Source organism: Exiguobacterium sp. SH3S1, assembly GCF_004337105.1.
Lineage (GTDB): Bacteria > Bacillota > Bacilli > Exiguobacteriales > Exiguobacteriaceae > Exiguobacterium > Exiguobacterium aurantiacum_A.
This window is the reverse complement of sequence record NZ_SJUW01000005.1, coordinates 50,300-61,861: the sequence shown is the minus strand read 5'-3', so window position 1 is coordinate 61,861 and position 11,562 is coordinate 50,300. Positions and strand designations below refer to the sequence as shown.

Below are 11,562 nucleotides of genomic sequence, written 5' to 3'. Positions count from 1 at the left end.
CGATGAAACATATGGAAACAAGATCAAGTTTGGTCGCCCGGTTGCGCGAGAGCGGCATCAAGTCGGGGGAATCATTATTCGTGCACAGCTCGTTATCCAAGCTCGGGTGGGTTTGCGGCGGACCGGAGGCGGTGATCGAAGCGTTACAAGACGTCGTCGGGCCGACCGGGCTCATCATGATGGCGACTCAAAGTGGGGACAACTCGGACCCGGCCGAATGGGAGGCGCCGCCCGTCCCAAGCGAGTGGTGGGACGAAATCCGAGCCGAGATGCCTGCTTTTGATCAACGGAAAACGGCGACTCGCGGCATGGGCCGCGTCCCCGAGCTGTTCCGGACGTATCCGGACGTACACCGGAGCGAGCATCCGATGTGGTCGGTCGCGGCCTGGGGTCGTGACGCCGAGCAACTGGTCGCGAATCACACGACCGATATCGGATTCGGACCAGGGTCACCGATCGAAAAAATGATCGAACGAGACGCTCGTATCCTCCATCTCGGGTCGCCGCTCGATGCGACGACGTTATGGCATTATGCCGAATATGGGATCGACGGACCGGTGAAGCAGTTCGGTTGCGCCTTATACGAGAATGGCGAGCGGGTGTGGAAGACGTTCGAACATACGGACGTCAACAGCGACCCGTTCGGTGCCATCGGGGAGAACATCGTCAAGCGGGCGGACGTCAAGACGTTCGTGATCCATGAAGCAACGTGTTACTTGATCCCGGCGTCGACATGGGAGCCGGTGCAACACGCCTTGATCGCGTTACGGAGCTGGCTCCGATGAAACGATCGGGCAATATTTTGAAGATGAAGGAGAGTCGGGCGATGAGTCGATGGGGAAAATATATAGGAATTGCGGTAAGTGTCGTGGTGATCGTCGCCATGTTGGCCGTCGTCGGCATCTCGGCCCATATCGGCGACCAATTGACGTCGCCGGTGCGGGAGACGTTGACGTTCACGCCAAAGGCGCTCGGCATCAAATATGAGAACGTGACGATCCAGGCAGAGGACGACAGCGACCTGTACGGTTGGTGGATCCCTCATCCGACGCCACGGGCGACGATCGTCTTCGCCCACGGTTATGGGAAAAACCGCGAGCAGTCCGACTTGCCGCTGAAAGAACTCATCCCTGAGTTCCATGAGCAAGGCTACCAGTTTTTGACGTTTGATTTTCGTGGCTCGGGCATCTCGGAAGGAGATCGCGTGACGGTCGGGGCGAAAGAACAGACGGACCTGATGGCGGCCATCGATTTTGCGAATGAGCGAACGGATGGACCGATCGTCCTATACGGCGTATCGATGGGAGCGGCGACGGCACTCGCGACAGCCGATGAGACGGCCGTCGCGGCCGTCATCGCCGACAGTCCGTTTAGCGATCTTCGCGGTTATCTCGAGACGAATCTGCCGATATGGAGCGATTTGCCGAACTTCCCGTTCACACCGGTCATCATGACCGTGACGCCGTGGTTCACTGGCCTTGACGCGGATATCGTGAAGCCGATTGACGATGTCGCTCAAATTGAGGCCCCGATCCTGCTCATTCACGGGAAAGGCGACGACGCCATCCCAGTGTCTGAAAGTGAGCAGTTGGTGGAGAAAAATGACGGGATCGAGCTCTGGGTGACCGACAGTGACGGACACGTGGCGTCACACGAATCATTCCAGACGGAGTACCGTCAAAAACTGTTCGACTTTTTAGAGCGGGTACTGTAATCAAAAGAGTCCAGCGAAACCTGGACTCTTGTCGTAAGAACGGTCATTGGCGCGGTGTCGATAGGTAAAGTGAAACCGATTGGAGTGGCATATGGCGAAGATTCAACATGAGGACGTAACGATTGAACTGTTCCCAAGAAAGTATTCAGAAAAAGGGGAAGACGTGTTCATCGCTTCCTTGTTCACGATCGAGGTAGAACAGCTATTCATCTTCAAGTTTTATGGCTCGTTGCTCCTCAAATCGGAGTTCCAAGATCTTTTGTTTCATATGAGGAAATTGTTAGATGGCACCTCGGACAAGTGTTTACTCGATCCGATTGAACCGTATTTCGTATTGAGGATTGAACGTAAAGCGGACGACTTGTATAAATGGACGTTCTGGGCCAGGATTGGACCGAAGCGGGTGGATGCATTCTTCTTCCCGAAAGAGGAGATGGAACAGTTCTATAGACAGTTGGAGCAAGAGATGACTGAAATATTGCCTCCGCCGTTTTTGCCATAAGTGAATCATAAAGCGATTTATGCTTTTGACTGGGATGAGACTGAAGCAGATGAGAATGGAACTTATTTCAGACTAATGCATGCTGTCGATGACCTCCAATACGTTAAGCGACGGGCTGAGGCACGTGAACGGTATTGTTAAGAAAAGTGATTGCTGAAGCATGATGGACGATATGAGAGGAATACGCGCTTCGATATTCGAGGTGTAAGAGGGGAAGATGTACAGATGAGTGAAAAGACTGAACTATTCGTGAAGGCTGTGTATGAGACTGTCGTGCAGGAAGGTCTTCACATGTATAAGGAAATGTACGAAGAAGAACTATCTTCTTCAGATGATGATTTATACAGTCAAGCGATTCACATGTATCAACAGATGAATGCAGAGCAACAACGGTTGATGATGCATATGATTGAAGTCGTGATGGTGGACACGGTCTCACACATCTTCGGATTGATTGACGGTAGCTCGGGATTGAATGGATCAGACATTGAAGCGACATTATTACTCGATGATGTCGATACGGAAGGATATCTTCAGGACTTGTATATTGGTTACTTACAGGATGAAGACTTGTATCCGTAATCGATTCAAAGTTAATTCTAGGGGCGCATGAAGCGCTCCTTTTTTGATATGATTAGTTATGAAAAGGAAAGAAGGAAGGGACTACCATGGATGTAATGGCATTACTATCGTTTCTACTGCTCGGTACGCTCATCGGGATTTTGAGCGGATTCTTCGGCATCGGAGGCGGTATCTTACTCACGCCGCTCTTACTCGTCTTCGGATATGAAGCGAGTGCGGCCATCGCGCTCAGCTTGATGCTGACGCTCGGGTCGACGACGGCCGGGACGATTTCACATCTCAAACTGAAGAACGTCAATCCAAAACACGCCCTCTTGATTGGAGCGTTCGGGGTCGTCGGGACGTGGGTGGCGACGCCGCTCGTCTTTTACTTAGAGACGCTCGACGGTGCGAAGCCGGTCATCTCGCTCGCCTACATCGCGCTACTCACATACTTCGCCGTCTCGTTTTTCCGTTCGAAGCAACATGAGGAGGGAAGTATCGGATCGGAATCGGTGCCACGACTCGGTTTTATCGGTCTGTTCGGCGGATTCATCTCGTCACTCATGGGCGTCAGCGGCGGGTTCGTGTTGACCCCGCTCCAAGTCAAGCTGCTCAACACCGAGATGAAACGGGCCGTCGGGACGAGTATCGCCGCGGCGTTCCTCATCGTCGTCTCGGGCGTGATCAATTACGCGGTCGCCGGTGCCGATACGAACTATTGGCACGGTTTGGCGCTTATTGCCGGTGCGATGATCGGTTCGCCGATCGGTGCGAAGCAGTTGCAGCGGTTCAGTTCGCAGCTCGTCAAGAAAGCGCTCGGCGGATTTTACGTCGCCGTCGCCATCAGCGTCGCCCTCAACTTGCTCGGCTTCAATGACATCTCTCTCGGACTGCTCGTCGTCCTGGCGCTTTCGTTCATCGTCGCACTGTTCATCCGGCCGCGACGAAAGAAATGACAACAAAACCCCGTCCGTGGACGGGGTTTTAGCGTCTAGAAATATGATCAATGTTCTCTTGGATTTCGCCGACTTTGCTCTTCGCTTCACGGAGTCGTCGTTCGAACGCCTCTGTGTCGCGTTTCTCATGACGCGATTCATCTTTGCCGCGCTTTGGTCCTTTTGTGGAGCGATGGAGATGGGTCGCTTTCATCAAGCGTTTTTTAAACGTTGAATCGCTCATAAGGACACCCCCCTTCCATACTATATAAGTTCCACATAAGGGAGAAGGCGAAACGTTTGAACACTCACGAAGCAAGTAAATGTCGGACTTGCGAATTTGCCGAGACTTTGACGGCGATGGCTGCGGCGAGCACCGCTTTAATGACGTCGCCGAAGATGAACGGGATGTTCACTTTAAGCGCATCGATAAACGATAGACCGAATACGGCTTGGAGGCCGAGGCTGCCGATGAGATAGACGAAGCCGAGACCGATCAACAGGTTGTAGGCGATAAGGGCGGGGAAAGAGCGATATCGTTCTGACAACCACCCGATCAAGTAAGCGGCAAGCGGGAACGCGATCAAATAACCGACCGTCGGGCCGACGAACGGGGCCAAGCCGCCGGAACCGCTGAGCACCGGGAGACCGATCATTCCGAGAAGTAGATAGACGACGACGGCGAGTCCGCCTTTTTTCGCACCGAGAATGGCGCCGATCGTCATGATGCCGAGCATTTGCAGCGTGATCGGGACGGGTCCAATCGGGATGGCGACAGAACCGATACTAGCCAGCAATGCGGCACCGATGGCCACTTGTGTCAAATCATGAATCTTCATATGTAAACCTCTTTTCTGTTAACGTTGACTATATATAGGTTAACATCTAGTGATTTACGTTGGCAAGCATAAAATGAGCACCTGGTCATGAGTGGCCAGGTGCTTTCGTGTCAACTCGTTGGTTGATGAAGTTTGGTGGCCGCTTCCGTAAGTTGCGTCCGTACCGCATCGAAGCCGGTCCCGCCGTAGCTATTCCGGCGTTTGACGGCCGTGACCGGTGAGAGTGCCTCGTAGACGTCAGTCCCGATCAAAGTGGAGTGGGTTTGATACGTCTCTAAAGGAAGCTCTGACAAGTAGAGGCGCTGCTCGATACAGTAGCGGACGAGCGTACCCGTCACTTCGTGGGCCTCGCGGAACGCCAGTCCTTTCGCGGTCAAGTAGTCGGCGAGCTCGGTCGCGTTCGAAAAATCGCGCTCGGTCGCTTGTTTCATCGTCTCGGCGTGGAACGTCATGTCTTGAATCATGCCGGTCATGATGCTCAAACTACCTTGAAGTGTCTTGACCGTGTCGAACATACCTTCCTTATCTTCTTGCAAGTCCTTGTTGTAAGCGAGCGGCAGACCTTTCATGATCGTGAGTAGACCCATCAGGTTACCGATGACGCGACCCGATTTGCCGCGGACGAGCTCGGCCATGTCGGGGTTTTTCTTTTGCGGCATCATGCTCGAACCAGTCGAGAACACGTCTGAGATCGTGATGAATTTAAATTCTTCGCTGCTCCACAAAATCAGTTCCTCACAAAACCGGGACAAGTGCATCATCAGGAGTGACGCGTTCGACAAATATTCTAAAATGAAATCACGGTCGCTGACGGCGTCGAGGCTGTTCGGATAGACCCGGCTGAAACCGAGCAGCTCGGCCGACCGATGGCGGTCGATCGGGAACGTCGTCCCGGCGAGCGCGCCGGCACCGAGCGGACTCATATCGATCCGTTTCAAACTGTCACTGAAGCGTTCCTTGTCACGGTCGAGCATCCAAAAATAAGCGAGCAAATGGTGGGCGAGCGAGACCGGTTGCGCCCGTTGCAAGTGCGTGTAGCCAGGCATGATCGTCTCGACGTTGTTTGCCGCATGGTTATAGAGCGCCGTCTGTAGTGCTTCAATGCCTTCGATCGTCTCACCGACGCGACGCTTCAAATATAGGTGCATGTCGGTCGCGACTTGGTCGTTTCGACTGCGCGCCGTATGCATCTTCCCGGCGACCGGACCGATTTCCTCGCGAAGTAACGACTCGAGGTTCATGTGGATGTCTTCATGGAACACGCTGAACGACAGCTCGCCGGCTTGTGCTTTCTCAGCGAGGGTGTTCAGACCGCCGATGATCTGTTCGGACTCGTCAGCGGTTAAAATGTGCTGGTCCCCGAGCATCGTCACATGGGCGATGCTCCCTTCGATATCTTCTAGCACGAGCTGGGCGTCGAAATGGATCGAGGCACCGAACTCGTCGACCCATTCGCTCGCTGTCTGCTCGAACCGTCCCCCCCATAGTTTACTCATGGGGCATCAATCCTTTCTCGGCTAACACTTCGGCCTGGACTTTTGTCGGTAGGCCCCAAAGTTTGATGAAGCCGACGGCAGCCTGTTGGTCGAACGTATCGGCTGACGTGTACGTGGCAAGTTGTTCATCATAGAGCGAGATTGGCGACTTCCGTCCGTCGACGATGGCTTGACCTTTGAACAGTTTCATCCGCACCGTTCCGGTCACCGTCTGTTGTGTCTCATCGATGAAAGCGAGGAGTGCTTTCGTGAGCGGTGAATACCACAGGCCATTATAGATCGTCTCGGTCAATTTTTGTTCGACGATCGGCTTGAAATGGGCGACTTCACGAACGAGCGTCAACGCCTCGAGCGCGTGGTGTGCCGTGATCAACGTCATCGCCCCAGGTGCCTCATACACTTCACGCGACTTGATACCGACGACCCGGTTCTCGATATGATCGATCTTGCCAATCCCGTGGGCGCCGGCGGCGATGTTCAATTGTTCAAGGATCGACGTGAACGTCGCTGGTTTCCCATCGAGGGCGACCGGGACGCCTTGTTTGAATTCGATCTCGACGTACGTCGGTTCATGCGGCGTATCCTCGAGCGGCGCCGTCAATTCATAGGCGCTTGCTGGCGGAGCGGCCCACGGGTCTTCGAGGATGCCACACTCGACGGCACGACCCCAAATATTTTGGTCGATCGAGAACGGTTCTGCTTGCACGATCGGAATCGGGATATCGTGTTTGGCGGCGTAGGCGATCTCTTCTTCCCGCGACCATTTCCATTCCCGGACCGGTGCGATGATCTCGAGCGACGGGTCGAGCGCGTGGATCGATACTTCGAACCGGACTTGATCGTTGCCTTTGCCGGTACAGCCGTGAGCGACAGCGACGGCTCCTTCGGCTTGTGCGACCTCGACTAGCTTTTTCGAGATGAGCGGCCGTGATAAGGCGGAGACGAGCGGATAGACACCTTCGTACATCGTGTGAGCCTGCATCGAGTAACGGGCGAAGTCATTGACGAACTCATCAACGGCATCGATGACGACTGATTTGACGGCGCCGACCTTGAGCGCTTTCTGTTGGATATGCTCCAAATTTTTGCCTTCCCCGACGTTCAAACAACAAGCGATGACGTCATACCCTTGTTCGTTCAACCATTTGATGGCGACCGAAGTATCCAATCCACCTGAATAAGCTAATACGAGTTTTTGTTTCATTTCGTTGCACCCCTTATACATAATTATTCATCTGTTTTTATAAATATACAACTTACATTAAAGGATGCTGGGGTGGAAAGCAATGGTTTTCCTAAAAAAAAAAGAACCACTTATGAAAAGTGGTTCGTCACTGAATGATCTCGAGTTCTGGCATCCATTGTTTCATATGCTCGCTCGTCTCGTTGAATAGCTCAGGTTTGGCGGACTGGAGAGGGACGACCTCGAAATGGCCCGCGCTCGATTGCCGTGTGAACGTCGGATAGAACATCGGGTTCGTGAGCTCAAACGTCGATTCGCCGTCGATGGTCGTCTTGACGATGTCGATACCGACGATGCCGCCCGTATTCCGCTCATCGCCTTGCTGGCCAGACAAGAAGTTTCCGAGTGAGTAGGCGACGAACGTTCGATTGCCTGCAGCGCCGTCGACCCAGGCCGTCGGCTGCAGGACGTGCGGATGATGGCCGATGATGATATCGACACCAAAATCGGACAGTTGTTGGACGAGTGTTTCTTGCGATTCGTTCGGGAGCGGCTCGTACTCATTCCCGAAGTGGAGTGCGACGACGGTCAGCTCGGCGGTTTGTTCGGCTGCCTCGATGTCTCGTTTCATCGCTTCGACGTCAATGTAATTGACGTGATACGGCTGCTTCGGTACGACACCGTTCGTCCCATACGTGTAGGCGAGGAACGCAAACGAGATGTCGTTCGCGGTCAGCGTCCGGACGTTGGCTTTATCTGCTTCGGATAAGAACGAACCGGTATACGGCATATCAATTGAGTTCCAGTAGGCGATTGAATTCTCAATCGCTTTCACGCCGCGGTCGAGCGTGTGATTGTTCGCTGTCGTCACGAGGTCGATGCCTGCTTCTTGCAACGCATCACCGATCTCGTAGGGGCTATTGAAGGCGGGGTAACTCGACAACCCGATGTCACTGCCGCCGATCATGCTCTCTTGGTTGGCAACGGTAATGTCGGCCTCGGCCAAAGCGGGCGCAACTTTTTCAAACGCGGGGGTGAAGTCATAGCCGTCACCGCTCTTGGCGGCGTTGTAGACGGAGTCGTGCAATAAAATATCGCCGATCGCGTAAATGGACGTCGTCGTCACGACCGGTTCCGGTTCTTCGGGCACGGTCTCAAGCGGTTGTTCCGTCTCGACCGGCGGATTCTCAGTTTGCTCGGGTTGCGTAGTTTCGACATCGGCTGAGGTGCAGCCGAACAGGAAAAGGAGGGACAAAAGTAGGGCAGGTTGTTTTAGCAAGATCACTCGTTTCAAGTGAGTGGTCACTTCCTTTCGTTTAAAATCGAATGTGTATATAGAGGAGTTCGGCAAAAGCGCTAAATCTCCTTTTGTCACGACAGACAAAAAAGTACCGGGGTAGTGGATCCCGGTACTTTGTGCGGTTCAGATGCCTTCTTTTTTCAATATGTGCTCCATCTGTTCAAACTCGTTCGTGATTGTCGTGCTCGGTGGCGGTGTCATCAAGCTAACGACATAGATGGCAAGCGCCGATAAGAAGAACGCTGGAACCATCTCATACAGTTCACCGACGGTCCCGAACCAGTCGCTGGCGAAGTTCTTCCAGACGATGACGATGAACGCGCCCGTCAACATGCCGGCGAGTGCGCCTTGGCGCGTCGTCCGCTTCCAAAACAAGCTGAACAAGATGAGCGGACCGAACGAGGAACCAAAACCGGCCCAAGCGTAGCCGACGAGGTTCAAGATCGTATCATCGGCACCGAAGGCGAGCCAAATCGAGACGACCGAGACGAGAATGACGGTGATCCGGCCGACCATGACGAGTTCACGGTCACCTGCCTGTTTGCGGAAAAACTTCTGATAGAAATCGGTCGTCGCCGCACTAGACGAGACGAGCAACTGCGACGAGATGGTCGACATGATGGCGGCAAGCAGTGCCGCGAGTAACACGCCCGTGATCAAGTCGATGAATAATAGGTCTGATAGATTGATGAAAATATTTTCTGGATTGTCGATCTCAAGTCCTTGCTGCGTGTAGTAGGCGAGACCGATCAATCCGGTCGCCATCGCCCCGACGACGGTGAAGAGCATCCACGAGATGCCGATCCGGCGGGCCGTCTTAATATCTTGTAATTTTTTGATGGCCATAAAGCGGACGATGATATGTGGTTGTCCGAAGTAACCGAGCCCCCAGGCGAATAAAGACACGATCCCGATGAACGATTGGCCCGTCCACGGATCGAGCAGCGCCGAATCGATATCACCGATCGTTTGGAGCGCGTTCGAGACGCCATCGGTCGCCGTGATCGCGATCGCCGGGACGAAAATGAGCGCGAACAACATGATCAGTCCTTGGACGAAGTCCGTCCAACTGACAGCGAGGAACCCGCCGATGAACGTATAGAGGATGATGATCGACGCTAAAATCAAGACGCCCGTCACAAATTCGATGCCGAAGACGGCGTTGAACAACCGGCCGCCGGCCACGAAGCCGCTCGTCGCGTACAGTGTGAAGAAAATCAAGGTGACGGCGGCTGAGAACGTCCGCAGTGTGCCCCGAGAATCTTTGAACCGCTTCTCGAAGAAGTCTGGGATCGTGATCGCATCCTCCGACAAATATGAATACGTGCGTAAACGCGGGGCGACGAGGAGCCAGTTCAAGTAGGCGCCGATCGTCAACCCGATGACGATCCACCCACTCGAGAGGCCGGTCGCGAACATGGCGCCCGGCAAGCCCATCAGTAGCCAACCGCTCATGTCAGATGCCCCGGCCGACAAGGCGGCGACGCCTGGACCGAGCCCTCGTCCTCCGAGCATATAGTCGCCGATGCTCTCTGTCCGGCGATAGGCGACGACGCCGAGTACGACCATGAGCACCATGTAAATCGTTATGGAAACTAAAATCCCGTTCATGTAACAGCCCCCTCATTCAGTTGTGAAAACGTTTTCAAAATCTATATCTTATACCTTGACAAGATTTTGTCACAAAATTGAATCGGCTGCACGTTTATTTTTCGTCATTGACTAAAATAACAAAAAATCATTTAGCGGGGCAGTTGATCAGATGGTCGTTGACGAGACCGGTCGCTTGCAGATGGGCGTAAACGGTCGTCGGGCCGAGAAATTTAAAGCCGCGTCGTTTCAAGTCTGTGCTCAAGCGATGCGATAGCTCCGTCGTCGCCGGAACCTCTTCGACCGACGTCCAGTCGTTGTTGATGACGCTCCCGTCGACGAACGACCAGATGTACGCATCGAATGTACCGAACTCGTGCTGGATCTCGAGAAATCGTTTGGCGTTGTTGATCGACGCTTCAATCTTGCGGCGATTACGGACGATGCCATCGTTTGACAGCAGCCGTTCGACGTCGACATCAGTATAGTCGGCGACGCGCGTGACATCGAAATCGGCATACGCGCGCCGATAGTTCTCACGCTTCCGTAAGATGGTGATCCAGCTGAGCCCTGCCTGCGCGCTCTCGAGCGTCAAACATTCAAAGTGTTTTTTGTCATCATGAACCGGCTTGCCCCATTCCTCGTCATGATACCGAACGTAGTCCGGGTCTGTGCCGCACCAAGGGCAGCGTGTTGTCTCTTCCATGTCGGTTCAACTCCTTGTCGTTGTCGATTCATTTTAGCACGTCGGAACGATTGCCGACGTTCATGGACGGGTATAATACGTCATATTGGAGGTCGATGGATTTATGCGAGATTGGATGATCAGTATCATTGAACAATACGGTTATTTCGGCATCGCGTTCATGATCTTTATCGAGAACGTGTTCCCGCCGATCCCGTCAGAGGTCGTCTTGCTGTTCGGTGGGTTCTTTGCTGTCAAAACAAATTTGATCGTCTGGGTCGTCGTCTTGGCGGCGACAGTGGGCGCCATTTTAGGAGCGGTCTTGTTGTATGGGATTGGAGTGTATTTAGACGTCGAACAGATCGAACGGTGGACGAAACGGCACGGGAAGTGGATTCGACTCGATATCGATGACGTCCGAAAAGCGGACGCGTGGTTTGACCGCTATGGCGGCTGGATGGTCTTTTTTGGTCGGCTGATGCCGGTCGTTCGGAGTTTGATCTCACTGCCGGCTGGTATGTCGAACATGCCGTTCCTTAAATTTTTGCTGTTGAGCACGGCCGGAACGTTGATCTGGAATTCGATTCTGATTTATATCGGAATTCGGGTCGGGGAGAACTGGGAATCGATCTTAGACTATCTCGACGTGTATTCATACGTGATGTACGCGCTTCTCGTCATCGCGATCATCGCTTTCGTCGTGTGGCGGAAGCGGAAACGGTCAAACAAAGCGTCATCGTTTTGACGGCGACTA

General features: G+C 53.5%; 13 protein-coding genes. 6 read left to right on the top strand and 7 right to left on the bottom strand.

Features of this window, described 5'->3' with window-relative positions; all coding sequences use genetic code 11:
• Positions 1-2: 2 nt before the first annotated feature.
• From EVJ26_RS07105 to EVJ26_RS07085, 5 genes are all read left to right on the top strand, one after another.
• On the top strand, positions 3-785 hold the full coding sequence (locus EVJ26_RS07105; RefSeq protein WP_201738342.1) for an AAC(3) family N-acetyltransferase: 783 nt from the start codon (positions 3-5) through the stop codon (positions 783-785).
• 41 nt (positions 786-826) lie between these two features.
• Positions 827-1,714: an alpha/beta hydrolase gene (locus tag EVJ26_RS07100; RefSeq protein ID WP_131470166.1), complete on the top strand. Its 888-nt coding sequence runs from the start codon at positions 827-829 to the stop codon at positions 1,712-1,714.
• A 91-nt stretch (positions 1,715-1,805) separates the two neighbouring features.
• Entirely contained in the window at positions 1,806-2,216 is a 411-nt protein-coding gene (locus EVJ26_RS07095; RefSeq protein WP_070327171.1) for a WapI family immunity protein, read from the top strand.
• A 225-nt stretch (positions 2,217-2,441) separates the two neighbouring features.
• Positions 2,442-2,798, top strand: a complete 357-nt coding sequence (locus tag EVJ26_RS07090; protein WP_070327172.1) for a hypothetical protein — start codon at positions 2,442-2,444, stop codon at positions 2,796-2,798.
• Positions 2,799-2,884: 86 nt separating this feature from the next.
• Complete coding sequence (locus EVJ26_RS07085) at positions 2,885-3,736, top strand: sulfite exporter TauE/SafE family protein (RefSeq protein ID WP_236635525.1); 852 nt, start codon at positions 2,885-2,887, stop codon at positions 3,734-3,736.
• Positions 3,737-3,764: 28 nt separating this feature from the next.
• On the opposite strand, the gene EVJ26_RS07080 is transcribed toward EVJ26_RS07085, so the two are convergent.
• From EVJ26_RS07080 to EVJ26_RS07050, 7 genes are all read right to left on the bottom strand, one after another.
• Positions 3,765-3,959, bottom strand: coding sequence for a hypothetical protein (locus EVJ26_RS07080; RefSeq protein ID WP_131458717.1), 195 nt, complete (start codon positions 3,957-3,959; stop codon positions 3,765-3,767).
• A 64-nt stretch (positions 3,960-4,023) separates the two neighbouring features.
• Complete coding sequence (locus EVJ26_RS07075; protein ID WP_131470165.1) at positions 4,024-4,554, bottom strand: biotin transporter BioY; 531 nt, start codon at positions 4,552-4,554, stop codon at positions 4,024-4,026.
• Positions 4,555-4,664: 110 nt separating this feature from the next.
• Positions 4,665-6,050 carry an argininosuccinate lyase gene (gene argH / locus EVJ26_RS07070; protein WP_131458719.1) on the bottom strand — a complete coding sequence of 462 codons (1,386 nt, stop codon included), beginning with the start codon at positions 6,048-6,050 and terminating at the stop codon, positions 4,665-4,667.
• Positions 6,043-7,254 (bottom strand): argininosuccinate synthase, encoded by a 1,212-nt coding sequence (locus EVJ26_RS07065; protein WP_070327175.1) that lies wholly within the window; start codon positions 7,252-7,254, stop codon positions 6,043-6,045. The genes argH and EVJ26_RS07065 overlap by 8 nt, the downstream gene beginning before the upstream one ends.
• Positions 7,255-7,381: 127 nt before the next feature.
• Positions 7,382-8,518: a CapA family protein gene (locus tag EVJ26_RS07060; RefSeq protein ID WP_236634063.1), complete on the bottom strand. Its 1,137-nt coding sequence runs from the start codon at positions 8,516-8,518 to the stop codon at positions 7,382-7,384.
• 138 nt (positions 8,519-8,656) lie between these two features.
• Positions 8,657-10,144 carry a sodium/proline symporter PutP gene (putP, locus tag EVJ26_RS07055; protein ID WP_131458721.1) on the bottom strand — a complete coding sequence of 496 codons (1,488 nt, stop codon included), beginning with the start codon at positions 10,142-10,144 and terminating at the stop codon, positions 8,657-8,659.
• A 127-nt stretch (positions 10,145-10,271) separates the two neighbouring features.
• Positions 10,272-10,829 carry a DNA-3-methyladenine glycosylase I gene (locus EVJ26_RS07050; protein ID WP_131458722.1) on the bottom strand — a complete coding sequence of 186 codons (558 nt, stop codon included), beginning with the start codon at positions 10,827-10,829 and terminating at the stop codon, positions 10,272-10,274.
• A gap of 103 nt (positions 10,830-10,932) precedes the next feature.
• On the opposite strand from EVJ26_RS07050, the gene EVJ26_RS07045 reads away from it, so the two are divergent.
• The gene (locus EVJ26_RS07045) at positions 10,933-11,553 is read left to right on the top strand and encodes a DedA family protein (protein ID WP_131458723.1); all 621 of its coding nucleotides are present in this window, start codon (positions 10,933-10,935) and stop codon (positions 11,551-11,553) included.
• Positions 11,554-11,562: the final 9 nt, after the last annotated feature.